Annotated in this window: 35 protein-coding genes and 1 pseudogene; 14 read left to right on the forward strand and 22 right to left on the reverse strand. The window is 63.9% G+C overall.

All coding sequences use genetic code 11. The features are described 5' to 3' along the window. Both A5625_RS29495 and A5625_RS04315 read right to left on the reverse strand, forming a co-directional pair. A partial coding sequence (locus tag A5625_RS29495; protein ID WP_197515964.1) for a hypothetical protein occupies positions 1-147 on the reverse strand: 147 nt, incomplete at its 3' end. A 14-nt stretch (positions 148-161) separates the two neighbouring features. Beyond that, positions 162-959: a pyrimidine reductase family protein gene (locus A5625_RS04315; protein WP_066989376.1), complete on the reverse strand. Its 798-nt coding sequence runs from the start codon at positions 957-959 to the stop codon at positions 162-164. Here A5625_RS04315 and zapE point away from each other — a divergent pair. Beyond that, complete coding sequence (zapE, locus tag A5625_RS04320; protein WP_156747918.1) at positions 958-2,079, forward strand: cell division protein ZapE; 1,122 nt, start codon at positions 958-960, stop codon at positions 2,077-2,079. The two genes, A5625_RS04315 and zapE, sit on opposite strands and share 2 nt — an antisense overlap. On the opposite strand, the gene A5625_RS04325 is transcribed toward zapE, so the two are convergent. The 3 genes from A5625_RS04325 to A5625_RS04335 form a co-directional block, all read right to left on the reverse strand. Then, complete coding sequence (locus A5625_RS04325) at positions 2,057-2,605, reverse strand: GNAT family N-acetyltransferase (RefSeq protein ID WP_066989380.1); 549 nt, start codon at positions 2,603-2,605, stop codon at positions 2,057-2,059. The two genes, zapE and A5625_RS04325, sit on opposite strands and share 23 nt — an antisense overlap. After that, positions 2,593-3,117 carry a hypothetical protein gene (locus A5625_RS04330; RefSeq protein ID WP_232003412.1) on the reverse strand — a complete coding sequence of 175 codons (525 nt, stop codon included), beginning with the start codon at positions 3,115-3,117 and terminating at the stop codon, positions 2,593-2,595. The genes A5625_RS04325 and A5625_RS04330 overlap by 13 nt, the downstream gene beginning before the upstream one ends. Positions 3,118-3,209: 92 nt before the next feature. Beyond that, the gene (locus A5625_RS04335; RefSeq protein WP_066989383.1) at positions 3,210-3,971 is read right to left on the reverse strand and encodes a Clp protease N-terminal domain-containing protein; all 762 of its coding nucleotides are present in this window, start codon (positions 3,969-3,971) and stop codon (positions 3,210-3,212) included. Between the two features lie 105 nt (positions 3,972-4,076). On the opposite strand from A5625_RS04335, the gene A5625_RS04340 reads away from it, so the two are divergent. The 3 genes from A5625_RS04340 to A5625_RS04350 all read left to right on the forward strand — a co-directional run bounded on the left by A5625_RS04340 (position 4,077) and on the right by A5625_RS04350 (position 6,030). Further along, positions 4,077-4,424, forward strand: a complete 348-nt coding sequence (locus A5625_RS04340; RefSeq protein ID WP_066989385.1) for a DUF732 domain-containing protein — start codon at positions 4,077-4,079, stop codon at positions 4,422-4,424. A 272-nt stretch (positions 4,425-4,696) separates the two neighbouring features. Beyond that, positions 4,697-5,041 carry a DUF732 domain-containing protein gene (locus tag A5625_RS04345; RefSeq protein ID WP_066989387.1) on the forward strand — a complete coding sequence of 115 codons (345 nt, stop codon included), beginning with the start codon at positions 4,697-4,699 and terminating at the stop codon, positions 5,039-5,041. A 29-nt stretch (positions 5,042-5,070) separates the two neighbouring features. Continuing rightward, positions 5,071-6,030 carry a cytochrome c oxidase assembly protein gene (locus A5625_RS04350; RefSeq protein ID WP_066989389.1) on the forward strand — a complete coding sequence of 320 codons (960 nt, stop codon included), beginning with the start codon at positions 5,071-5,073 and terminating at the stop codon, positions 6,028-6,030. Between the two features lie 25 nt (positions 6,031-6,055). Here the strand turns inward: A5625_RS04350 and A5625_RS04355 are convergent, their stop codons facing one another. The 5 genes from A5625_RS04355 to A5625_RS04375 form a co-directional block, all read right to left on the reverse strand. Next, complete coding sequence (locus A5625_RS04355) at positions 6,056-6,976, reverse strand: cation diffusion facilitator family transporter (RefSeq protein ID WP_066989391.1); 921 nt, start codon at positions 6,974-6,976, stop codon at positions 6,056-6,058. A gap of 82 nt (positions 6,977-7,058) precedes the next feature. Beyond that, the gene (locus A5625_RS04360; RefSeq protein WP_066989393.1) at positions 7,059-7,271 is read right to left on the reverse strand and encodes a hypothetical protein; all 213 of its coding nucleotides are present in this window, start codon (positions 7,269-7,271) and stop codon (positions 7,059-7,061) included. A gap of 57 nt (positions 7,272-7,328) precedes the next feature. After that, a complete protein-coding gene (locus tag A5625_RS04365; protein ID WP_066989395.1) occupies positions 7,329-8,120 on the reverse strand; it encodes a carboxymuconolactone decarboxylase family protein in 792 nt (263 codons plus the stop codon). A 58-nt stretch (positions 8,121-8,178) separates the two neighbouring features. Further along, positions 8,179-9,000: a mycofactocin-coupled SDR family oxidoreductase gene (locus A5625_RS04370; protein WP_066989397.1), complete on the reverse strand. Its 822-nt coding sequence runs from the start codon at positions 8,998-9,000 to the stop codon at positions 8,179-8,181. A gap of 7 nt (positions 9,001-9,007) precedes the next feature. Further along, a complete protein-coding gene (locus A5625_RS04375) occupies positions 9,008-9,838 on the reverse strand; it encodes a mycofactocin-coupled SDR family oxidoreductase (protein ID WP_066989399.1) in 831 nt (276 codons plus the stop codon). A gap of 75 nt (positions 9,839-9,913) precedes the next feature. On the opposite strand from A5625_RS04375, the gene A5625_RS04380 reads away from it, so the two are divergent. Beyond that, positions 9,914-10,552 carry a TetR family transcriptional regulator gene (locus A5625_RS04380; RefSeq protein WP_066989401.1) on the forward strand — a complete coding sequence of 213 codons (639 nt, stop codon included), beginning with the start codon at positions 9,914-9,916 and terminating at the stop codon, positions 10,550-10,552. Between the two features lie 187 nt (positions 10,553-10,739). Next, the gene (locus A5625_RS04385) at positions 10,740-11,045 is read left to right on the forward strand and encodes a DUF732 domain-containing protein (RefSeq protein WP_197515963.1); all 306 of its coding nucleotides are present in this window, start codon (positions 10,740-10,742) and stop codon (positions 11,043-11,045) included. Here the strand turns inward: A5625_RS04385 and A5625_RS29940 are convergent. The 5 genes from A5625_RS29940 to A5625_RS04405 all read right to left on the reverse strand — a co-directional run bounded on the left by A5625_RS29940 (position 11,042) and on the right by A5625_RS04405 (position 13,260). Then, positions 11,042-11,158: a hypothetical protein gene (locus A5625_RS29940; protein ID WP_232003409.1), complete on the reverse strand. Its 117-nt coding sequence runs from the start codon at positions 11,156-11,158 to the stop codon at positions 11,042-11,044. The genes A5625_RS04385 and A5625_RS29940 overlap by 4 nt on opposite strands. A 161-nt stretch (positions 11,159-11,319) precedes the next feature. After that, the gene (locus tag A5625_RS04390; RefSeq protein WP_066989405.1) at positions 11,320-11,664 is read right to left on the reverse strand and encodes a DUF732 domain-containing protein; all 345 of its coding nucleotides are present in this window, start codon (positions 11,662-11,664) and stop codon (positions 11,320-11,322) included. A 93-nt stretch (positions 11,665-11,757) separates the two neighbouring features. Continuing rightward, positions 11,758-12,570: an enoyl-CoA hydratase-related protein gene (locus A5625_RS04395; RefSeq protein WP_066989407.1), complete on the reverse strand. Its 813-nt coding sequence runs from the start codon at positions 12,568-12,570 to the stop codon at positions 11,758-11,760. Positions 12,571-12,580: 10 nt separating this feature from the next. After that, on the reverse strand, positions 12,581-12,955 hold the full coding sequence (locus A5625_RS04400) for a DUF4189 domain-containing protein (protein ID WP_066989409.1): 375 nt from the start codon (positions 12,953-12,955) through the stop codon (positions 12,581-12,583). Between the two features lie 86 nt (positions 12,956-13,041). Next, positions 13,042-13,260 (reverse strand): hypothetical protein, encoded by a 219-nt coding sequence (locus tag A5625_RS04405; protein ID WP_066989411.1) that lies wholly within the window; start codon positions 13,258-13,260, stop codon positions 13,042-13,044. A gap of 220 nt (positions 13,261-13,480) precedes the next feature. On the opposite strand from A5625_RS04405, the gene A5625_RS04410 reads away from it, so the two are divergent. Further along, positions 13,481-13,729, forward strand: a complete 249-nt coding sequence (locus A5625_RS04410) for a hypothetical protein (RefSeq protein ID WP_066989413.1) — start codon at positions 13,481-13,483, stop codon at positions 13,727-13,729. A 70-nt stretch (positions 13,730-13,799) separates the two neighbouring features. Then, on the forward strand, positions 13,800-14,300 hold the full coding sequence (locus A5625_RS04415; protein ID WP_066989415.1) for a hypothetical protein: 501 nt from the start codon (positions 13,800-13,802) through the stop codon (positions 14,298-14,300). Positions 14,301-14,465: 165 nt separating this feature from the next. Here A5625_RS04415 and A5625_RS30675 read toward each other — a convergent pair whose 3' ends face one another. Next, positions 14,466-14,753, reverse strand: coding sequence for a hypothetical protein (locus A5625_RS30675; protein WP_082984267.1), 288 nt, complete (start codon positions 14,751-14,753; stop codon positions 14,466-14,468). Between the two features lie 252 nt (positions 14,754-15,005). Continuing rightward, on the reverse strand, positions 15,006-15,305 hold the full coding sequence (locus A5625_RS04420) for a hypothetical protein (RefSeq protein ID WP_066989417.1): 300 nt from the start codon (positions 15,303-15,305) through the stop codon (positions 15,006-15,008). A gap of 167 nt (positions 15,306-15,472) precedes the next feature. On the opposite strand from A5625_RS04420, the gene A5625_RS04425 reads away from it, so the two are divergent. Next, a complete protein-coding gene (locus A5625_RS04425; RefSeq protein WP_066989420.1) occupies positions 15,473-15,934 on the forward strand; it encodes a universal stress protein in 462 nt (153 codons plus the stop codon). A gap of 60 nt (positions 15,935-15,994) precedes the next feature. Beyond that, a complete protein-coding gene (locus A5625_RS04430; protein WP_066989421.1) occupies positions 15,995-16,303 on the forward strand; it encodes a hypothetical protein in 309 nt (102 codons plus the stop codon). A 58-nt stretch (positions 16,304-16,361) separates the two neighbouring features. On the opposite strand, the gene A5625_RS04435 is transcribed toward A5625_RS04430, so the two are convergent. Together A5625_RS04435 and A5625_RS30680 are read right to left on the reverse strand one after the other, a co-directional pair. Then, complete coding sequence (locus A5625_RS04435; RefSeq protein ID WP_066989423.1) at positions 16,362-16,646, reverse strand: hypothetical protein; 285 nt, start codon at positions 16,644-16,646, stop codon at positions 16,362-16,364. A 445-nt stretch (positions 16,647-17,091) separates the two neighbouring features. After that, complete coding sequence (locus A5625_RS30680) at positions 17,092-17,535, reverse strand: three-helix bundle dimerization domain-containing protein (RefSeq protein ID WP_369829981.1); 444 nt, start codon at positions 17,533-17,535, stop codon at positions 17,092-17,094. Positions 17,536-18,311: 776 nt separating this feature from the next. On the opposite strand from A5625_RS30680, the gene A5625_RS04450 reads away from it, so the two are divergent. Both A5625_RS04450 and A5625_RS04455 read left to right on the forward strand, forming a co-directional pair. Continuing rightward, on the forward strand, positions 18,312-18,689 hold the full coding sequence (locus A5625_RS04450) for a hypothetical protein (protein ID WP_066989430.1): 378 nt from the start codon (positions 18,312-18,314) through the stop codon (positions 18,687-18,689). Positions 18,690-18,698: 9 nt separating this feature from the next. Continuing rightward, on the forward strand, positions 18,699-19,610 hold the full coding sequence (locus A5625_RS04455) for an NAD(P)H-binding protein (protein WP_066989432.1): 912 nt from the start codon (positions 18,699-18,701) through the stop codon (positions 19,608-19,610). Between the two features lie 297 nt (positions 19,611-19,907). On the opposite strand, the gene A5625_RS04460 is transcribed toward A5625_RS04455, so the two are convergent. After that, a complete protein-coding gene (locus A5625_RS04460) occupies positions 19,908-20,930 on the reverse strand; it encodes a zinc-dependent alcohol dehydrogenase family protein (protein WP_066989434.1) in 1,023 nt (340 codons plus the stop codon). A 171-nt stretch (positions 20,931-21,101) separates the two neighbouring features. Between A5625_RS04460 and A5625_RS04465 the strand changes: the two are divergent. Then, positions 21,102-21,356: pseudogene (locus A5625_RS04465) on the forward strand (adenylate/guanylate cyclase domain-containing protein); the annotation flags it as partial. Between the two features lie 184 nt (positions 21,357-21,540). Here the strand turns inward: A5625_RS04465 and gvpO are convergent. Together gvpO and A5625_RS04475 are read right to left on the reverse strand one after the other, a co-directional pair. Next, entirely contained in the window at positions 21,541-21,867 is a 327-nt protein-coding gene (gene gvpO, locus A5625_RS04470; protein WP_082984266.1) for a gas vesicle protein GvpO, read from the reverse strand. 245 nt (positions 21,868-22,112) lie between these two features. Further along, complete coding sequence (locus tag A5625_RS04475) at positions 22,113-22,403, reverse strand: GlsB/YeaQ/YmgE family stress response membrane protein (RefSeq protein ID WP_066989440.1); 291 nt, start codon at positions 22,401-22,403, stop codon at positions 22,113-22,115. Between the two features lie 150 nt (positions 22,404-22,553). On the opposite strand from A5625_RS04475, the gene A5625_RS30525 reads away from it, so the two are divergent. Further along, complete coding sequence (locus A5625_RS30525) at positions 22,554-22,940, forward strand: WGxxGxxG family protein (protein WP_304441881.1); 387 nt, start codon at positions 22,554-22,556, stop codon at positions 22,938-22,940. Positions 22,941-22,992: the final 52 nt, after the last annotated feature.

A 22,992-nucleotide genomic window follows, 5' to 3' on the forward strand; every position in this document is an offset into this window, starting at 1 on the left:
GGGCGCCGGCTTCGAGGTGGCCGCTCCTTGCGGGCGCGCACCGGAATTGGTGGCGAAGCGCGGGTCGGCGGCCAGGCCCGGGACGCAGCCGGCCAGCAATGCGGTCACCGCAACCAGGATTGTGGCGCACGTGTACGGCCGACTCATGCCGACCACAGTAGCTAGGCCTTGACGTAGCGGGTGTAAAGGTAGCCGGCGTCGTCGGTCAGGACATGGGCACACCGCATCCGGGTGAGCAACTGGCCCGGGCCGGTGGCGATGCGTCGTGCCTGGCCGCCGACGATGAAGGGCGCGATGGTCAGGCACAGCTCGTCGAGCATGTCGCGCTGGATCAGCGAGTCCAGCAGGGTCGGGCCGCCCTCGGTGAGGATGCGGCGCATGCCGCGCGCGCCGAGGATCGCCAGCAGGGTGGCCTCGTCGACCTGCTCGGGATTGCCGCCGGAGCATTCGACGACCTCGCACAGCCCACTGAGCAGCCGGCGCGACTGTTCGGCCGCGGCGGCGCAGGTGAGCACCAGGGGCTGAACCTCGGTGCGGGTGAACACCGCCATGTCTCGGCTGAGGTGGCCGGATTTGGTGACGATCGCCAGTTGCGGGACCTCGCTTTGTCCGCGGGCCTGCCGCTGCTGGCGCTGCGGGACGCTGAGCTGTGCGCCGGAGTAACTCTCGATTCGCACGGTGCCCGCACCCACCACGATGACGTCGGCGAGCTCACGCAGCAGATTGAAGATGAACCGGTCGCCCGGGCCGCCCATGCCGCCGCTGCTACCGCCCGAGGTGGCGCCGCCGTCGACACTGGTGATGAAGTTCGCGCGCACCCACGTCCCGTCACGTTCGGGATAACCGTAGAGCCGGGGGAGTTCGCCGTCGTCGAGCCCGCGTATCGATCCGAGCAGCGACAGCGGCGTCTCTGAAGTCGCGGAACGTGCGGAACTCGCAGGTACGCCGGAGTCGGGCATGGGTCTGATTGCAGCACGCCGCTACAGTTCCTGCATGCACGGGTCCACCTCAGCGGGCGCATCGGGCGGCCCGGCCCACCTGGTGGATCGGCACCCGACGGTGTCGCCGGTGCGGTTGATCGCCCAACTGAGACCGCCGCCGACATTCGCCGACGTGAGCTTTGCGACGTACCAGCCTGATCCGGCGGAGCCGACGCAAGCCGCCGCGGTCGTGGCGTGTCAGGAGTTTTGTCGGCAGGCCGTCGAGCGCCGGGCGGGTCGGCGAAAACTCTTGGGCCGCAGAGAAGTTCTGCCGGGGGTCGGGCTGTACCTGGATGGCGGGTTCGGCGTGGGCAAAACACACCTGCTGGCGTCGGCCTACTACGAGCTGCCTGGTGACGGACCAGGTGGATCGCCGGATGGTCTGCCGCCCAAGGCGTTTGCGACGTTCGGTGAGCTGACCCAACTGGCCGGGGTGTTCGGTTTCGCGGAGTGCGTCGATCTGCTGGCCGGTTACACGGCGGTCTGCATCGACGAATTCGAACTCGACGACCCGGGTAACACCACGCTGATCTCGCGGCTGCTCTCGTCGCTGGTCGAGCGGGGTGTCTCGGTGGCCGCCACCTCCAACACACTGCCCGAGCAACTCGGCGAGGGGCGCTTTGCGGCGCAGGATTTCTTGCGTGAGATCAATACGCTGGCAAGCATTTTCACCACAGTTCGGATCGAGGGGCCCGATTACCGGCACCGAGGGTTGCCACCGGCGCCGCAGCCGCTGTCCGACGACGAGGTGGCTGCGCGCGCCGCGCGGGTCGACGGAGCGACGCTCGACGACTTCGATGCGTTATGTGCGCACCTGGCCACCATGCACCCGTCGCGGTATCTGACCCTGATCGAGGGGGTTACCGCGGTGTTCTTGACCGGCGTGCACGGCATCGACGACCAGAACGTCGCGCTGAGGCTGGTGTCGCTGACCGATCGGCTTTATGACGCAGGCATTCCGGTGGTGGCCTCGGGTACCAAACTCGACACCATCTTCAATGAGGAGATGCTGGCCGGGGGATATCGAAAGAAGTACCTGCGGGCCACTTCCCGGCTCTTGGCATTGACCGCGGCGGCTAATCCAGCTCGCGGATCATGACATAGTCGCTCTCGACGTCAGCGCCGAGTTGGAACGTCCTGGTCCCGTTGATGGTGAATCCGCTCTTGAGGTAAAACCGTTGTGCGCGTTGGTTTGCCTGGTTCACGCCCAGCCATACGCAGCGAACACCCCAATCGGCCGCGAGGGCCAGTGTGCGTTCCATCAGTGCCGCCGCGGCCCCGCTGGCATGGCGGTCGGGCAGGACGTAGATCTTCGACAGCTCGGCGGCAGGGCGGATGTTCACGGCTTGCTGTACGCCGGGGTGATCGGAGACACCGCGAACCAGCATGGCGTACCCGACAATCCGGCTGTCCTGGCGCGCGGTCAGGATGGCGCGATCCGGATCGCCCAGGTATTCGGCGAAGCGGGCGACCGATAGGTTGGCGTCGATGAACGACGCGATGTTCTGCGCGGTCGTTGTGGGCGGACATGCCAGTGGAAAGGTCTGTGCCGCAACGGCGGCCAGTTCCACGACGTCACCGGAATCCGCCGGCGCGATCGAAAACGTCCCGGTCAGAGGTTCCACTGCGCGAGGTGATAGCCCGTCTTCTTGTCCAGCAGAACGACGGTGGTGACCGGATCGCGGTAGGCGTCCCAGTACACACCGCCACGTACGATCGCCCCGTTCGGTGCGTTGACGAGCACGTTGTCCAGCGCGTCGGGCGCATCGGAGGCCCGCGGCTTGTACGCGTCCGCGTTTGGGGTCACTCCGTTGAAGCTGAAGATGGTCGCCATGATGTATGGGTTGGGCACCCGGATCGCGCGAATGGTCACGTCCGCGCGCTCGACGCTGCTACCCGGGAAGCCTTTGTAGGTGCCCTCGCGCGTGTAGCCGAATCCCGGCGGCGGGTCAACGGACGCCACACCGCTCACCGTGACGTCTGCGATGAACGTGTCGGTGTCTACCCGCAGCGTGTCACCGATATGGCCGATCGGCGCGTCGCCGGCCCACGCGCGTGGGATCGCGGCGACGCCGCCGGCGGTCAGGCCGGCAACGGCAACCAGAACGGCGGGCATGACCATCAGCCAGCGGTGCATCTTCGCCATGTGTTGCCTCCTTGGCGCCGTTGCGGGGACCCTCGCATGATCGCACACGGGCCGATGCCGAAGGGAAGGGTCGGCCACCCTGGTCAGCGCTCGGCAGGGGATCCCGGTGCGACGTTCTTGCCCCCGGCGAGCGATTGCAGCGCCTTGATCAAATCCGCCTCCACTCGGTCCTTGTCGACGCCACATCGGTGCAGCGGCCCGTCCCCATCCTCGAGCTCCAGCAGCGCCAGCAACTGGTGCTCGGTGCCGACATAGTTGTGGCCGAGCCGAAGCGCCTCGCGCACGGTCAGTTCGAGCGCCTTGCGTGCCGGCCCGCTGAACGGAATGAGTTGCGGCGGTTCGGCATTCACTGGCAGCGCGGTGATCGCCTCGGTCGCCGCGGCACGCAGCGCCTCGGTGTCGACGTGCTGCAGACGCAGCAGCACCGTGGCCAGTGCGGCCGCATCGCTGAGCACGCCGAGCAGCAGATGGTCCGGGGTGATCTCGCTGTTGCCCGCTTCGTGTGCGGCGTTCTGGGCGGCCACCACCGCGCCGCGCGCCCGCGGGGTGAAGCGGCCGAACCCTTGGTTGGGGTCGAGGGTGGTGGGCTCGGCGCGAGGGACGAAGCGCTTCTGGGCGGCTTGCTTGGTGACGCCCATGCTCTTGCCGATGTCGGTCCAGGACGCTCCGGAGCGGCGGGCCTGGTCGACGAAGTGGCCGATGAGGTGGTCGGCGATCTCGCCCAGGTGCTCGGCGGCCAGGACCGCGTCGGCCAGTTGATCCAGCACGTCGGGGTGGATGCTCTTGATGGCGTCGATCAACTCGTCCAGGCGAATCGGATAGGCGATACGGACAGGGTCGGACATGTCGTCAACGCTAGGTTGACGACGCATAGGTTGTCAACCGTAGGTTGACGATCGGGTTCGTCGCACGAGATGCAGGTTCCTCGCGGTTCTGCCAATCTGTAATTCATGAAACTGTTTCTCGCCGCAGCGGCGGGCTTTGCCGCGGTAATTGGTATGGCCGTGCCTGCACACGCCGACGACACTGACGACGCATTCATCGCGTCACTGGATAAGGCCGGTATCACGTATTCCGATAGCGATCTGGCAGTCGGAGCGGGCAAATGGGTATGCAAGACCCTTCAGGCCCCCACTGCGATGTCGGACGTCGTCTCCGGGCTGGAGTCGAAGAACTCCGACCTGAGTGACGACAAAGCCCAGAAATTCGCGGCTATCGCCGCCAGCACGTATTGCCCGTACGTGGTTTCGAGCACCACCTCGCCCGGACCGAGCGCGACGCCGGCCAGCTCCTCCTGACCCGTCGTCCACCACGGCGAGTGTGAGGTGAATGTAATAAGGTTTTTACAATTTCCATACGCCGGCACGGGATTGACTAAAGCGTTAAAAATGCTCAACGCGCGCATGCGGACTATTTGCTGATCGGCGACAGCGCCTATTGGCCACCCGCATCAGGTGCAATTTAAATCCGCTATTCCAGCGGGGACACCCCGCCGGGGCGGAGGACGGTGCGCGTCCTGTTCGCCCGACGGGATGCCAACCACCGGCATGTTTGCAACAATCACTGCGTTATGCGATTCCTCTTGGGACTCACCAGCCTCGCAACCATGGTCGTGCTGGCCGCGCCGGTGCACGCGGACATCGACAACGATCAGGACTTCCTCAAAGACCTTCGAGACGCCGGCATCACTTATCAGGACGGCGGCAACGCGATCACCATCGGCAAGTCGGTGTGCGAACTGCTCGACGACGGCCAGTCCGACGCGAAAATCGTGACAGACCTGCGCAACCAAAATCCGGCCTTCCAGGGCGCCAGCGCGGCCAAGTTCACCTACCTCTCGGCCGCCCATTACTGCCCCAAATACATCACCGGCGAGGACCGCGGCCCCAAGCCGGACGGCGCCGCCGGCAACTAAGCCGAACCCGGCCGCAATAGGCTGGCGGCGTGCGCGTCGATCCCGGACCGCTGACTTGGGACGCGGCAGTTCAGACTTGGCACTTCGACCTTGTCTCCGCGGCGGTCGTCACGGTGCTCGCCACGGGATATGCCTGGTGCTACCGGCGCAGCCGCCACGCCCAACATCCGGTCGGCGCCGCGAACGCTGCGTGTTTCGGTGCGGGAATGCTGCTGTGGGTGGTGGCGACGATCAGCGCGATCGGCGCCTACGCCTACGTCCTGTTCTGGGTGCGGGCGCTGCAGATCTTGCTACTGCTGTACGTCGTCCCGTTCTTCGTCGCGCAGGCCAAGCCGGTAACCGTCTTACGCGATGCTGTCGGACCGGTCGGCCGCGGCCGCATCGATCGGATGTTGGCGACCCGGTTCGCCCGCGCGTTCCTTCATCCGGCAACAACGTCGATGGCGATGCTCGCTACGCCGTGGTTGCTCTACCTGACGCCCTGGTACACCGCGGCCCTGCAGGACGAGTGGATCGGTGCACCGACGCGAATCCTATTGGTGGCCTTGGGCTTCGGCTACTTCTATGCCCGGTTGCAGGAAGACCCGGTTCCCCGCAGGTATCCGCAGTCGATCTCGCTGCTGATCACCGTCGTCGAGGCGCTCGCTGACGGTGTCCTGGGATTGGTCATCTGGCAGGGCTCGTTGATCGGCGCGGCGTATTACGCGGCGCTGCACCGGTCATGGGGTCCCGATGCGCGGCTCGATCAAACGATCGGTGCTGGCGTCGTATGGATTCTCGGGGATCTGGTTGGCTGGCCGTTCGTACTGCTGCTGATGCGTGCGCTGTCCCGCGACGAGAAGGCGCACGCGATCGCCGTCGATGCCGAACTGGACGAGGCGGAGTCGGCCAAGGCACACAGCGTCGACGGTGAGAGCGAAACCCCGGCGGCCTCGGGGCTGTGGTGGGAGAACGATCCAGAGCTGCGTGAGCGATTCCGCCGCGGCTGACGACTAGACCGCGCGCGTCACTCGCTCAGGCGGCTCGCGCCGTCCACGTGAAGCTCTGCATCTCGGGGATCCGCCGCGCCAGCGCCGCGGCGACGCTGCGGCCGATCTGATAGGAGGCGGCCAGCGAAGTGTCGGCATCCAGGAAACCCTCGACCTCGACGCGCAGGGTCCGACCGGTCCACCTGGCCCGGGCGTGCGCATGCGTCACCCCGGGGACCGAGGTGGCGACCGCCTCGGCGGTGGTGACGATGTCGGGGTCGACGCCGTCGAGCAGACGGTGCGCGATATTGCCGGTCACCTCCCAGCCAACGTGGCAGATGAACCCGGTGACGACGATGCCAGCGACCGCGTCGGCCCAGCCCCAGCCCAGCGCCACGCCGATCAGCCCGAGCACCGCCCCGCCTGACGACAACGCGTCCAGCCACGAATGCTTGGCATCGGACACCATGGTCTCGGACCGAATTCGTCTGCCCACCACCAACTTGTAGCGGGCCACCAGTTGATTGCCCACCACGCCCACGACGGCCGCGCCGATGCCCCAGCCCAAGTAGCCGGTGCTGCCGTGACGAAGTAGCTTGCTGACACTCTCGAAACCGGCCACGACGGCGCTACCCCAAATCACCAGCGCCACCCCAATCCCGGCGAGGTCTTCGGCGCGTTCGTAGCCGTAGGGATAGCGCTCGGAGGGAAGCTTGCGCGACGCGCGGAAGCCGATGAACACCAGGACGCTGGTGGAGACATCGGACAGGTTGTGCAACGCATCTCCCAGCAGCGCCACCGAACCGGACAGCAGCGCGATGACCAATTCGACCAGGCCGGTCAGCGCCAGCCCGACGGCACTGACGGCGATGGCGCGATTGGCCTGGCGCCGTTCGCTCGCGTCGTCTGCCGTGGTGTCGAGGGGAAAGCTTGCCGCTGGGTCGCGGACTCCGTTGATCACGTGCATATCGTCAGCATGCCCGAGTCAGCGGGCGGCCTCCAAATCTTTTACGCCATACGGAGGCGACGGGATCGGGGCCCGCGCCGCTCTACTTGTCCTGTTCCGGGTTGGACGGCCCATCGCGCCAGGGTCGGCGGCTCTTCGGCAGGATCATGAACGCCACGGGCAGGCGCACCAACGCGTCGCGGGCGCCGACCTCGAGGAATACGATTTCCATCTCCAAGCGGTTCATCGGACGCGTTTCCATCATGAAACGTGTCCGCAAGTAGCGGGGGGTCCTCAGCCACTCGACCAAATTCATGACCGCGACTCTACGCTTCTAGTGGAAATACTTGGTTCGCATGGTAATTCAGGTCGACTAATGCATCCGCTGCGCTGAGGGCGGCATGTCCGTGCCCACCCGCCTGGTTTGATCCGCCTGGTTTTCGGCCAGCGCCCGCTGTTTTTGTTCCGCGATCACCTGGTTGAGATAATCGGCCTTGGCGCAGCCGTAGTACGCCGCGAACTGCAGCGCCAGTTCGTCCATCTCCTCGAACGAGACGTCGCCGCTCTTCAGTGCGGCGTAAACGTGCGACATGATCGGGATTTCGGCATCCTGGAACGCGACGCACGCGACGGTGATGAGGCGGCGTTCTTTCATCCCCAAGCCGGGTCGCAGCCACATCTCGCCGAAGACGAAGTTCAAAATGCCGGCCCCCGAATAGGGGTTGTCGCGCATCGGCGCGAACGGCATGCAGTTGATCTCCCTGAATGATTCCTCGCCTCCGCGCAACCGCTGCTCGGGGTCGCTGGCGGTGACCAGCGGCAGCAAGGGCTCCGGGGGAGGAGGCGATTCGTCACGCGCCTCGCAAATCTTCGCCCACTCCTGGTCCACCGCGATGTTGAAGCGGGACGCCTTCGGCCAGCCCGCGTAGACGGCGAAATGCAGGACTGTCTCCCGCATTTCGGTAATGGTGAGATCACCACTGTTGAGTGCGGCGTAGATATGTTGTTCGAGGGGAGCCTGCGCGTCAGCGGCCGCGACACAGGCCAGGGTCACGAACCGTCGATCACGGCGGCTGAGCCCCGGACGTGACCAGACCTCGCCGAACACGAAGTCGATCAACCCGGCCGCGTACGGGCTGCCACTATCGGGCGGGTCGATCGTCATCACCTCGGCGAAGGTGCGGGCGCCGCGCTCATGTCGCGCACCGTCGCTCGACGCAGCTCTATCTGATGGTGACACCGGCGTCGACTTTCAGTTCAAGTCCTGTGACATAACGGGATTCGTCGGAAATAAGGTACAGCACCGCATTGCTCACATCGGAGGCTTCGATCAGTGGTGCGGGCAGCGCGTTGAGGAAGATCGGCCCCAAGTCGGGTCGCTGCTCGGCGATCAGGGTGTGCATGGAAGGTGGTGCCATTCCGGTGGCCACCCCGGTGGGGTGCACGGTGTTGACCCGAATGTTCTGCGCGGCAACCTCATTGGCCAGCGCCAGGGTCATCCCGACGATACCGTGCTTGGACGCCGTGTACGGCAGGTGCAGCGGGGTCCCCTTGATGCCGGCCGACGAGCTGATGTTGACCAGGCTCCCGCCGCCCTGGGCGACCAAGTGCGGGAGTGCGGCCGCGCACGTGTTCCAGGCGCCGATGAGGTTGACGTCGAGGACCAGCCGCCACTGCTCGGCGGTGGTGGTGTCCCAGGAGCCGACGGTCAGCACACCGGCGTTGGCCACGGCACCGTCGAGCCCACCGAGTTCACCCACTGCCTCGTCGACCGCTGACTTCATGGCCGGCTCGTCGCGGACGTCGACGACTTTGCTGATCGCCCGCCGGCCGTGTTTCTCGACCAGTCGTGCGGTCTCGTTCAGGTCGTCTTCGGTGGCCAGCGGATATTCCAAACCCGCTGGGGTGGAGCAAATATCGACCAGGATGCAGTCGGCGCCCTGTTCGGCCAGCCGCACCGCGTGCGAGCGTCCCATGCCGCGCGCGGCCCCGGTGATCAAGACCCGTTTGCCCGCGACCCGACCCGTGGTGTTGTTCGTTGTCATCCGCGTATCAAACCTTGTTGCAGAAGCCCGCGTCGACGGGGAACGTCACCCCGGTGACGTACTTCGCCTCGTCGGACACCAGGTAGGCGATGGCGGCGCTGACGTCTTCGGGTTCCATCATTGCGACGGGCATCGGATTTTGCAGATGCGGACCCGCGTCGGGATTCTTCTCCAGGAACTCGGTCATGTCGGGGTTGGTCGCCATCATCGTGTTGACCGCCGTCGGATGTACCGTGTTCACCCGAATGCTCAGTGGTGCAAGCGCATTGGCCAGGGTGCGCATCAAACCGACGATTCCGTGTTTCGATGCCGCGTAGCCCAGTCCGCCGCCTTGCAGGCCGCCGAAACCTTTGATGCCGGCGGTCGAGCTGGTGAAGATGATCACCCCGCCGCGGTTACCGGCCAGCAGATGCGGAATGGCCGCCCATGCCGTGTGATACGCCCCGTCGAGGTTGACGCCGGTCACCGCCCGCCACTGCGCCAGTTCTTCCTCAATGCTCAACTGGCGGAACGCCAATGGCGCGATGCCGGCGTTGGCCAGCACGATATCGAGCCGCCCGAAGTGCTCGACCCCGGTGTCCACGGCGGCCTTGACTTGGTCGAAGTCGCGCACGTCGGCCACCGTGCCCAGCATCTTGCCGCCGGCGTCTTCGACCATCGCGACGGTCTCGTCCAGTTCCTCATGGGAGGCCATCGGATAACCGTTGGCGGCGATGTCGGCACAGATGTCGATGCCGATGATGTTGGCGCCCTCCCGGGCAAGCCGTACCGCGTGACTGCGGCCCTGGCCGCGCGCCACCCCGGTGATGAAGGCGACTTTGCCATCTATTGAACCCACGGCGCTCGTCCTCGTTTCTTGTTCATCGGCCCGGATCGGGCAGAGTAACGCCGTTACTCACCCGCGAACAGTAACATGGTTACTGTGCGGGCAAAAGGGGCTGGACTGGACGCGGCGGCCGTGACCGGCGCTGCCGGGCGGTCGGCCGATCCGATCCTGGACATCGTGGTCGAGATGCTCGATACCGAGGGCTATGAGGCCGTTCAGTTGCGCGAGGTGGCGCGGCGGGCCCGGGTTTCGCTGGCGACCATCTATAAGCGGTATGGCACCCGCGACGAGCTCATTGTGGCCGCCCTGGACGGGTGGATGGACGCCAATCGCTATGCGCGCCTGCCCTCGCTGATCGACGATTTACCCGGCGAGTCGATCTATGTCGACCTGATGCACGTGATGAGGACCATCTTCGAGCCATGGGAACGCCATCCGTTGATGCTGCGCTCCTACTTCCAGGCGCGGTCAGGCCCCGGCGGAAAGCGCCTCATCCAGCGCGGTGTCGACGCCGTCGTTCCTGTTGCCAAAGCCGTTCTGGCCCAAGCTGACCCGGGCTTCGCTCAAGACCTGGAACTCATCCTCACCGGCGTCGTCTACGGATTTCTCACCCGCTTCGCTCAGGGCGAGATCGGCGTCACCGACATCGTGCCGGGCATCGAGCGCACGGTGTTTTGGGTGACCACCGCATATGAGAACGGTCCCGCGGGCGTAACCCAGCGCTGAGGCCACGTCGCGCCCATCGGCGGCCCGATAAACCGATTATTCAGCTATCCATAAGCTCCTTTTTCCCGGCTGTCCCTATTCTTCATCTTCATGCCGCTATGGGTCGACGGCACCGTGAACGCCCACAAGAAAGGAACTGCATCACATGCCCTCACCTCGCTGGCTGGCCGCGTTGGCCGTCCCCGTCATGGCGGGTGCCGCACTGGTTGCCAATGCTGCTGTTGCGGCGGCGGATCCCCTCGATGACGCATACCTGGCTCAACTGCGTGCCGCCGGCTTCAGTTGGCCGCCCGAGCACGACGCCGCCCTCACCGGGATGGGGCGGATCATTTGCGATGACATCGGGTGGGGTTGGACGTATGACCAGATCGCCCAGAGCATCCACCAAACGCTGGACCCCAGAAACGTGACATTCGGAGACGTCGGATCCATGGTCAGCCTTGCACATTCGACCTACTGCCCGCTGCAGCGCTGTTGGACGGATCACTGCTAAGCGCCGCAGAATAGCCTGGCCAGTTGGATCGCCAGCACCGATGCGTTCGGGTTGGCAGCGATGCTGGCGCACACCGCGCGGGCCTTCGCAATCGCGTCGTCGTTGTCGGGCATGGTGATTCCGCCATTGGCAAGGCCTGCGATGAACGCGTCGCCGGTTTCATCCGCTGAGGCCGGCGATGCGAAACCGAAGGCGGGCAGCGGCGAGGAGAATCGCGCAAGCGGCCGACTTTCCCAAACTCATCTTTTGGACTCGTGGCCTCTCCTTGTGCGGGTCAGCTACTCGAAGGGTTGACCTTGTCCTTGTATTGCGGGCAGTAGGTGGCTACCGAAAGTCCGACGAAGTAGCCGGCTTGTCTCGGCGACAGGAAGCTGTCCCTCGCCAGCACAAACGCCACCACCGGGGCGTATGGGTTTACATCGAGTCTGGCGCACACCGTGCGGGCCGTCGCAATCGCATCGACGTTGTCGGGCATGGTGATTCCGCCATTGGCAAGGCCTGCGATAAACGCATCATCGGTTTCATCCGCTGAGGCCGGCGATGTGAAGACGAGGGTGGCAGCGGCGAGGAGAATCGCGCAGGCGGCCGGCTTTCCCAAACTCATCTTTTTGGGATTCATGGCCTCTCCTTTGTGCGCGGGCCATTCGGCGGCGAGTCAAGGACGACTTTTATGAACGATAACTGAAATTGCTTTACCCCCTCACGAGGCACGCTATCTTCCGGTGAACCGCGGTTCGCGTTTGGCGGCGAAGGCGGCCAGTCCTTCCTTGGCGTCGTCGGAGCGAACCACCTCGACGACGAATCGCTGTTCGATCCGCCGGGCGTCCTGCTCATCGATCCATCCGCTGTTGATCACGGATGCCTTGGCGTTTCTGACTGCCAGCGGACCGTTGGCCACGACGCGAGCGGCTATGTCGAGGGCTTTGTCCAACGAGTGGCCGGTGGGCACCACGTGGCCCACCAGGCCGAAGTGATAGGCCTCCGCGGCCGTGAGCGGTTCGCCGGTGAGGATCATCTCCATCGCCTTGGTGTAGGGGATTTGGCGTTTGAGCCGCACGGTCGAGCCGGCGCCTGCGATCAGCCCGAACTTCGCTTCGGGCAGCCCGAGCACCGCCTGCTCCTCGGCGATCCGAATATCGGTCTGCTGCAACATTTCACACCCCCCACCCAGACACGGCCCGTTGACCGCGGCGATCAACGGCTTGGTCAACGAGCGGCTCAAGAGCAGACCCTCACTGATGATGCTGGGGGAGGATTGGGCCTCCGTCATGGTCCGCGCACCCTCGTTGGCCTTGGGCCCCCGGACCATCCATCCGTCGGCAAGATCCCCTCCGACGCAGTACGAAGACCCCTCGCCGGTGAGAATGGCGGCGCGGATTCCGTCGTCGGCGTCGATTTCATCCCACGCCTGGGCCATCAACGCAATCATGGTCGGCGTCAGTGCATTTCGTCGACGCGGATTGTTCATGGTGAGCACGACGATGCTGCCGGCGCGTTCCATCTTCAATTGCGGTTCATCGGTCACGTCAACTCCTTCAGAACGAGCAGTGGGTGGCCTTGATCCGCCCATTGGGTGAGCCCAACTTGGCCAAGGCATCCGCGGTGGCTGTCGTGGTGTCCGGGCCCGAGCCGCCCTGGAACCGGCCGGAGGCCCGGTCGAACGCAACCGATGCGCAGCCGTTGCGCGTGCCGGCTACCACTTGGCACACGTCACCGGCTTCGGCGGTGCAGTGGGCGAGCGCGACTTGGTTCGCCTCGTCTTGACTGCTCGCGGTGCCCCAACCGGCGGCTCGCCCGGTGCCGACGGACACCGCCAGGGCGACGAAATCGTCGTCGGCCGATGCTGTGGGGGCGGGCAACGCGAGACTCGTGCAACCGACTGCAACGACGGCGGTGATGATTGATCGCACAGGTGCGCTCCTTTGACATGCTCAGGTGACGAATTTAGCGACGAAATCGGCATTCGCGCGGCAGAATCAGCCGCTGCATCCAGCGGCTACGAATTGTTCTCCGGGTCTTCAGCCAAGTACGTGACGTCATACCAGCGCTTGCCCGCTTTGGTGCCGTCCGCCTCGCCCGCCGTGGCCTGCTCCAGCCGAACATCGGTCAGGTGCGGATTGTCCACGCGGATATAGTCTTCGAGCTCAGCATGCAGCGCATCACCGTCCAGGGTGGTATCCGCAAGCGCCTTGCCCTGGTACCTCGTCCAAGTCACGTCTCACATTTTGCCCGGCTGTCATGTCAGCTGAAAACGCTGTCTGCCAGCTACGACCCGAACGGGAAGTTAGCCAGGTCTTCTCAATGGTTGAGTTTTGGTATTTGATCTTATCGGCCCTTAGTACACCCGCAGCTACTGACTGACGATGGCGTGTATGGTTCGCGCGAAATGTGCTTGCACAGTCGTGCACGGATTACCGGGCGGTGAAGGGAGGGCGATGCATGACGAAAGTATCTGCAGCATCCGCACTTTCACTGGCATCGATGGGTTGAGTGTGCCCCTCAAACGTGTTGACGAGTTGAAGCCCGGAGACAGGATCCGCATGAAGATCGGGCACGCCACCGTCGTAGCGACCGAACCTCTTGACGATGACCGCACCCTGCTTACGTTCACCTATGGGACGAAGGGCGCTGCCGACAACGAGCTGACCGTGGACGTCCTCAACGATGACGAGTGGGGTTGGTAAAGCGGCAAAGACCTTGTCGGCGACGGTTCGGCATATGACTATTGAATGCGTACGGACCGCAGGAGGAATCATGGCTTCATACCGTCTGAAGAGCTTCGCCGGCTTATCCGCCTGGTCGCTCGCGATGGCAGTGTTCCTTTCCCCGACGGCTTTCGCCGACAATCCGTCCTGGAATGGCCAGTACGCGATCACGTTCATGGTGGGCCCCAAGGCCGGGACCAGCATGGCGGTCGGCGACCCCGAAACGCAGCACACCGAAACCTACGGATTCCGCTCGGACTGTACCGACGGGAAGTGCGTCGCCACCATCGTCAGTGGTCCTCCGCCGACTAACCCGACGGTTCCGCAGCCGGTGCAGTTCACTTGGGACGGAAAGTCCTGGTCGCAAACCAACGATTTCCAGTGGGACTGCATGATGCCCGACACCACGATCCAGTGGAATCCCGCCCGAGCGACTGTGCGCTATACACCCCAACCCGACGGATCGCTTTCCGGCGTCATGCACACCGATATCTTGAGCGGCGCGTGCCAGGGCACCATCGACATGGATATGACGGCCGTGCGCGTGTGAATCCGCTGTCAGAGCGCGAGCCAGAACTGGCTGACCGGTGAGGACCGCCGACGCGCGAATACGTTGCCGCGCAGGGCAACTCGCTACGATTCGGATTGCGCTCAGGTGTGGACTTCCCAGCCCGCTAATGGTGTCGGGGCTAAGAACCACCAATCACTGGTGACGTCACGGCTGCGGCGGTGCGGGCGGCGGCGCAGGCGGGTTGTCCCAACTGCCCGGCGTGCCGGCCGGCACCTGCACTCCGAGCCAGTTGCACGGCATCATCGATCGCCACGCAATGAACGCGCATTGCTGCTCGGGTGTCAACGGACTGGGACCCGCGCATGGTGGCGTTCCGGGCGTACCGCAGATCGGATCTGCCGATGCGAGCGGCGCGTAGGCAAAAGCAGCAGCCGCGAACATCAAAGCGACAGCGGTGATCATGGTGGTGACAAGACGTCGGGTGCGACGCATAGCCCCTCGAATCTGTAGCGCTTGCACAGATCGTAACGCCAGCTCAAGGACACGGATGGGCGGTTTGACAAATGGACGGCTTAACTCGCCCGCATTGTCGGAACGGCGCGTGTCGACCGCCTGGCCGCGGACCGGAACCTGAGTCAGCCACACCACTCTCCGGGTGGCGGCCTGCAATTGAAAGTCTCGGCGCACAATGTATTTCAGAAAATAGACATGTGCTTCAAGGCGAGTGGTGCCGGAGTGTCTGCGCTAGTGCGGCAGGTTGGCCAGATAACACCGCACTCGGGTGGCGGCGTCCTCCGGGCTGACTCCCATGACGATCAATCGCTGAACTACTTGGTCCGCGGGCACGGCAGAAGCGATGTCGTTATCGATCACGTGCAGGCTCGGAAACCAATTCGCTGCGGTCACTCCCGGTGGGGGAGGCTTCGCATCGCCCCCTATGCACTGAACGTAGCCATTGACGCCGGTGTCAGCGTGAGCTGATGACGCCACCATCGGCGCAGCGACGGCCATGCCAGCCGCCGCAGCGACATAGATGAAACGCATGCGGGCATTATGCCGCGTTCGCCTCGATTAACAACCACAAATTCAGAACGGGCCCAAAACACGGCTCTCGAAGGCGCATAACCGCACGGCTGGTGCCTCGGGCGGCGGGTTGAATCCACATCGATTTCCCTCTCATGAGCCGCCGCCGGCTTTACACTGCATGAGAAATGAGCGCTTATCAGACCGTCGTGGTCGGCACCGATGGCTCGGACTCGTCGCTGCGTGCGGTCGAGCGCGCAGCCGCGATCGCTGCGGATCACGGCGCGAAATTGATCGTCGCGACGGCGCACCTCCCCGTCCCCGAGGAACGCGGCCGCTATGCCATCCCGCCGGGGAGTGACCACGGTCAGGACTACCGGACGGTGGGTGAGGCCCCCTACTACGCGATCCTGCGGGACGCCAGGGAGCGGGCGCACCAAGCCGGGGCCAAGAACGTCGAGGAGAAGTCGATCGTCGGCGCCCCCATCAACGTGCTGGTACAGCTTGCCGAGGAGGCCCGCGCCGACCTGCTGGTCGTCGGCAACGTCGGGCTCGCCAGCGTCGCCGGCCGGCTGCTGGGGTCAGTTCCCTCCGCGGTCTCGCGCCGGGCCAAGACCGACGTGTTGATCGTCCACACCACCGACGCCTGAGCCGGTCGGGTCACTCAGCAATCGTTTGCTGATTATTCCTCGTTACCGCTGGGTATCCGTATGACCGTGCGTTTCGTCCACTTCGTCGCCGCGATCGGCATAGCCGTCGCCGTCATGTTCATCGCCTCGGCGATGTTGATGGAGACGTCCGCTCACGCTGACTTCAGTGGTTACCGCCGCTGTGTGGGAAAGATGACGGAATCGGTGGCGGGACGTGACCCTCAGAACTTGCAGCTCGTCGGAGTCATCGAACAGGATCTCGATTCTGGTGTTTCGCCCGCCGCTGAAGCTCAGAAGGTAGCGCAGATGGGGTTCGACCCGCCCTTCGCCAAAGGGATTGTCCAGTGTGTGATCGAAGAGCGCCCGTAGGGGCAGCCGCGCGACCGGTCGAGCCCCTCGAGTGTCGGCCGGGACCTGGTGCACAAAGTCATCCTTGAGCGGCGTCTGCTGCGGCGATCAACGCCTGAGCCAGCTGGCGGGCTTCGGCGGGCGCGATGATCGGGGTATCGGGACAGTCGATGACGATCTGGCACTCAGCGTGCCCGCCAACGTATTGCCGCCCGATCACGGAGACCACGATATCGGTCCGTGGCCCGTGGCCGGCGCGGTTGATGCTCCATTCCGGGCCGTCGAACACCCTGAACGCTGCCCGGAAGTTGTCCCATTCGTCGACCATGGTTGCCCCGGTCGGCGGTGCAAGGTTCGGTTTCATGGCTAGATCGTTTCCGCGATCCCGGGCGCGGGCACGAGTAGTGCCCTACGTCATTTTGTGCGGACACTGTCAAAGTTTCTGCAGCGGAACAACGGCGAGCAGCCGCTGATCTTTGATCGCTATTTTGAGCGGCCGGTGCCGCCGTGCCAGGAGCCTGACCTTGCTTGTGTTGGGAGTGGCTGTGCGTCCCGTCTCTGTCGGGAAGGTTGCTCCGTGTGCGGTCAGGTGATGGCACGCAGTTCCCGTCGACGTTGGTGTAGCCGCCGCACGACGGAAGTCGAGCGTCTCGGTCTTACGCGGTGGCCCTAGCGGTGGCCGAATCCTCGACGACCCAAGGCATGTAGCGACTCAGCCTGCCGCGCGGCACGCCAGTCGGTCGCGAGCCTCAGAACGCTGACGAAGCGGGCGCAGCTTCACGGGAAGTTGGCCGCCGTACAGTCGATGACTACGCACCAGTAGCGAGTCGGCGCGCGCCTAAGCTCAGTCGCCACCGATTCGGGGCCTTGCCCCCAGCACCATTCGCGACGTGGCCCGGGTCAAGAAGATCGCCGTTCAGTACGCTGCCGTCAGCCTCGGCTTCCGGCCCGCAGTCGATCGCGCACTTCACCAGATGCTCTCCGGCGCGGCGCTCAACAAGCAAGGGAATGAAGTCGCGCAGTTTGCTCTGTTTAAACCGCTGATACTCGCGCTGGACTATGCCAGCAATGTCGTCGCGTGGGACTTCCGCAAACTTCTGGGCAAGGCGACGCTGCACCGCATCGATTTGCGCCCGCTCTTCTTGAGGCACGCCCATTACTTTAGGCACCGAACTAGTGTGTGATCCACCGGTCCGTTGGAAATAGATTGGCATGCGGGGCAGATGAAGGAGCCTTCCACAGGCCAACGCCATATCGACACCGGCCGGCAGCCGCCGCCGAGTCGATGGCGAACCAATCCGACTGCGCGCGCAACGATCTCTAGTGCTGCCCTGAGCGGGCGGGGCGTGACCTCGCCGCAGTGCCTCGCGTCGACCTCCTCGATGCCGAGCGGCCCTGGGCGGCCGGGCGCGAGCCGACGCGCCTACTCGGTGCACGTTTGCGCTGGCCACCGGATCGATTCGAATCGATGGAGGAGGCTGGCAGGTTCTTATAGGAGATCAGCCAACTGAGTTCTTAAGGGTGCGCGCCTGACCTCCGGCCCCCTCGGCTGAAGTTTTCGCGAAAATGGGCCGGCGCTCGCAGATGGGCCGGCGGTTTTCCCGACCGAGATAATCGCGCTCTAGCCGTGCGATGAGAGATTCAGCCTCTTTGATATGTCGGCGTAGCGTCGTTGCTTCCATCCGCAATGCAACCCTACGGGCGTTGCTCGCCCTCGCAGTCTGACGCTCGATCCACGCGATCTTGCTTTGCATCTCGGCCAGCTGGACGCGCAACGCCCGGGTGAACTCCGCAGCCTGAGCAGTCTGCCATCGATTGACCCCGTGATCTTCCCCCACGCCAGCTATCTACCCGATCGCTTCTGGCGCCAAAACCGCACCGCGCCAGAGCTGGCCCGAAGAGCGCATAATGCCTAGTTATTGATGGCGTCATACAAGCAATGGTTTCGCGCGTGGCGGCCAGTCTCAGCTCGTGGCGAACAAGTTTGTCTCGCCCGCTGGCGGCGGCTCGCTCGGTTGGTGACTTATATATGGGAAAGCCGTACTACCCGCTGTGGTTGGACAACCTTGCCGACGAAGTCACATTGGAGGCCGCGGCGATGGACGGCACCGCGCACGGCGCCGAAGACGTTCGTTCCGTTTTGGTTCGGGCCCGCGAGGTCTATGAACACCAGGAGTTCAACTACGCCGGCCCCTGCGGCGAGAACAGTTTCCTCGAGGACTACACCAGTCTGGTGGGCGGCGTGCGTACCTACGTTGTTGTCCTGGTGCACTTCAACGTCGCCGGGCAGACCCAGCACGTCGTGGTGAACCACCGGCCGCGCAGCGCATTGCTGCAGTTTTCCAGGGTGATGCTCGAGAAATTCGCCGGTATGCCCTTGGCCAGGTACTGGGAAGGCACACCGTAGGGAGCCAACATGAGCAAGCCGTTGTACTTGATCACCGGTGCCGGCGGCGGTACCGGCGGAGTGAGCCGACAGGTGGTCGATCATCTGCGCCAGAGGGGGCATCAGGTGCGCGCGCTGGTGCACCGCGACGACACCCGGGCTGACCAGCTGCGCGCAATCGGCGCGCAGGTCATTGTCGGAGATCTGACCGAGCCGCAAGACGTGGTTGATGCGATGGCCGGCGTTGATCGGATGTTCTTCTCCATGAGCGTCTCTTCGGAGTATTTGAAGGCAACGGCGGTGATCTGCGCTGCCGCAAAGGAATACGGTGGTCTCGAGGTCCTGGTGAACATGTCTCAGATGACCGTTTCCCAGATGACGCTCACGAGCAAAGAGGAGTCTCACCAACATCGCCTGCACTACCTCGCCGAGCACGTCCTGAACTGGTCGGGTTTACCGGTCGTGCACATCAGGCCGACCGCTTTCCTCGACAATCCAATATTCAGCTGGTTCGCCGCTCCGGCCTTGCGCGAGCGAAACGTCTTGGCGCTGCCATTCGGAGCTGGGCGGACGTCCCCGATTGCCGCAAGCGATGTGGCCCGCACGGTGGCAGCCGTGCTCGTCGATCCCGCAAAGCGCATCGGCAAAATCTACGAACTGACCGGCCCGGTCAGCCTCGACATCGATGGTCTGGCCGCCGAATACACCCTGGGAATGGGCCGGCCGATACACGGCGCTGACATTGCTCATGACGTCTGGGTGCAGGAGGTGCTCAGGCCACTCGGGCTGCCCACACACCTCGAACAGCATTTGGCCACCATGGCTCTGCTCCACCGCGCTGGACGCTATGACCGCGCCACCGACGACGTTGAGAAGGTCACCGGGCAGCCGGCGTCGACAGTGGGCCACTATATCGCCGAACACGCCGACCTCTTTTCGTGAATTATCGGATACGAAGGTGGGTTATGGTATTCCGTTTGTTCACAATAAGATCCGATACAGAGGAAGACGACATGCGCCGCAGCTAGATATGGCCTTTACAGACGAGTGACGTCCTTCGGTCGTAGCGTCAGCCCATGTTCAGATACATTGAAGTCTTACGAGCTTGTGGCAGTACTCGATATACGCTGACAGCGAAGGCATTTCGCAGCGGAACCGGCAGGGGCAAGGCGGACCGGGCCGCATGTGGTCATCGTTTATCGGTCGTGAAGGGCCACGAGCTGACGATTATAGACCGATTTAAGTCGGTTCGAATACCAGGAGTGGTTTGCCCCCGTGTTCGGGAGCTTCAGCCAAATAGACGGCGTCGGTGAAGTTTTCGACGGGGATCGGCTGGCCCTCCGGTACGCGCAGCGCGCCGCTTTCGGCGAGCCGAAGTGTCCGGTCGATCGCTGCGGTCATCCGATCCTTCGGGGTCTGGGCGAACCATCGGAACAGCCAGAAACCTCGAACGGTCTTGGTTTCATAGATCAGTGAGCGCGCGAAGATGGGAATGATAAGTTTGTCGGGATCGGTTTGGCGGTGCGTGGACAGCGCACCGTAGACGACCAGCTGACCGTCCGGTGCCAGCGCGCGTGACACGTCCGCACCCACCTGACCGCTGACACAGTCGATTGCCTTGGACACACCGTCCTGCCCTGCGATATCAACCACCCTTTCGCGCAGGTTCTCATCCTCCGTGCAAATCACTGCGGTGCCCCCGAAGGCGAGGATGTCTCGAACGGCAGATCGACGGCGCACCACGTTGAGCGTCTTGAAGCCCAGGTGCTGTCCGAGTTGGATGACCGACTGACCCACGGTTGACCCAGCCGCGGTCTGCAGGAGCCATTCGCCTGGCCGAACGTTGAGCTCTTCACTTGTCAAGATCACAGCGGTGAGCGGATTGGCAAAAAGCTGGGCAGCTGTGGAATTCGTCATGCCTGCGGGAACAGGCAAGACCCGGCGGGCGTCGGCGAGGAGGTACTCCTGCCACGTCCCCGTGACTCCGATCGTAATGACCCGCTGTCCGACTGTCAGATCTTCTGTGGCGCTGCCGAGTTCGTCGATCACGCCGACCGATTCGATTCCGGGTACGGTCGGAAACTCCGGGGTGAAGCCGTATCTGCCGCGGATGGTATGCAGATCGCTGGCATGGACGGGTACTGCTGTCACCCGGATCCGGACCTGGCCTGGACCCGGCACGGGAATGGGACGGGTCTGCAGGTGCAGAACCTCAGATGGTTCACCTAGTTTGGCGGCGACAACTGACCGCATGGTTCGCATCTTCCTTGACGCTCCTTCGGCCTAGAACCGCACCACGGACGCCTCGACCCCACACTGGCATAAGTTGCCACCGCGAAGATGCGGAATACGACAGGGTCGAGTACGCGGCTTTACCGCTGTGGCGGCGGTCAGCAAACAGGACCGCCCACAGCCTTGGGCGGGGCCGCGCGTGGGCACGTCAACAAGTTCCTCGGCGACGGTGCCCTGGCGGTGTTTGTTGGGCCACGAACTAACTTGCGGAGACTGCCGACGCCGCGGTCAACGCAGCGGTGCTGATTCACCGTCGCGTCGCAGAGCGTTTCCAGGGTGAGCTTCGAATCGGCATCGGGATCAACACCGGAACGGTGATCGCCGGCACCATCGGCGGCGCAGGCAACCTCGAGTTCACCTTGATCGGGGATACCGTCAACGTCGCCGGCTGCGTCGCCTCAGCCCGCCGCAGCGAAGGTGCTAGCCACCATGCTGGACACGCTTGTGTGTTCGTCGGCCCTGCCAGAGAGCCGGGGAATGGAGGGTGCCGTAGCTACTAGAGGGCGGCAGAAATAGCACACATCGGGACCGAGTGTGGGATAGCCGCACGCCGCGCAGACGCTAACCTCGTCCGCGAGCATCATTGCCGCCCAACACCATTGGTATCTCCATTTGAAGTTTGCGCTGTATCCGCGATTGGTGACAGGGCTTCGCCGCGCATATAGCGACGGGTTCGCTCGTACCCCAATAATGTTCCGTCGACGTCCAGCTCGATTTCATACAACGCGAGCATGTCCGCCGACGGGGGGATGCGCCGGTCTTCGACAACTTCCGCTTCGACGGTCCAACCGCCCTCGTCGTCGGGTGCTACCGCGGTGATCCGCGTCGGCTGGCGGCCGGTCATCGCGGAGGTGTACGCGGAGGCTAGGCGGGCCGCTTCGCGCGCCGCTATTGATGGCATTGGCATCCGTCCTCACGTGCCTGTGACCGTAGAGGGCCAGGGCTTCATCTCCGTTAAGTGTCCGTACCCAGGGACACTGTTGAACAAACGTCAAATCTTAGACAAGCCTTAGGTTCTTGCCAGATGCCGGTCGATTGGCCAGCACGCTCGCGTGCCGAAAAGTTAGCGACTAATCAAGGTACGCGTGCGCTTAGTCCTGGGCAGTGTTTGCCCAGCTATCCGGTCGAGCGGCGAGCTTTCTGCCCAGCCTGTCAGCGTCGAAGCAATCCGGTCCGGCGGGCACGGCGACCTCGCACGGCTTCCCAGATCGCGATGAGGACGATGGCAGCACCGATTCCAATGAAAAGTGGAATCCAGGCTATGCCACCATTGGCATTGTGGTAGCCGAACTTTGTAGCCACCCATGAGCCGATCAAGCCACCTAGAGCGCCGAGTGCAACGGTCATGATCATGCCGATGTCTTGCTTGCCTGGCATGAGGAGACGCGCCACCAAACCGATGATCGCGCCCACTACGAGGGCGAGAATTATGGTCCCGATCATTGCCACTCCTGTCGTTGCGGCGCCCTGAGTGGGCTCCACTTGCGACTACGAGTTCCCTGAACCGACCGGCTTATAACATGCGTGTTGGTTAGGAATGACTTTGCGGGGTAAACCGGTGAGGCCATAACCTACTCACGCTTGGAGTTTGCTATGCGAAGGACTATTGCTGTCACTGCGGCCACCGGGGCGCTCTTATTCGGAGGTGTCGGTGTTGCCAACGCCACTGCCCCGAGCGCGGCGGCGCCCTCATCGACTACGACGACACTCGCCGACAATAACGCCGACAACAACGGCGATAACCACCACAGCGACAAGACCGGGCTGTGGGGACTGGTTGGGCTTGCAGGGCTTTTCGGGCTGGCCGGACTAGCGCGGCGGCGCACCGAGCCCAGCAGCGTCTATTTAGCGCCCTGGAAGTGCCGGAAGAACTGCATCGCCGCTAGGGTCAGGCGAAGGTTAAACCGTTGGTGTTTGGCCGGGAGTACTCGGCCCGACGGTTCCTGCTCCGATGTTGGGCTCGGTGCGCCGCCGCGCTAGTCCGGCCAGCCCGAAAAGCCCTGCAAGCCCAACCAGTCCCCACAGCCCGGTC

The sequence above is a fragment of the Mycobacterium sp. 1465703.0 genome (assembly GCF_001672975.1).
Taxonomy (GTDB): Bacteria; Actinomycetota; Actinomycetes; order Mycobacteriales; family Mycobacteriaceae; genus Mycobacterium.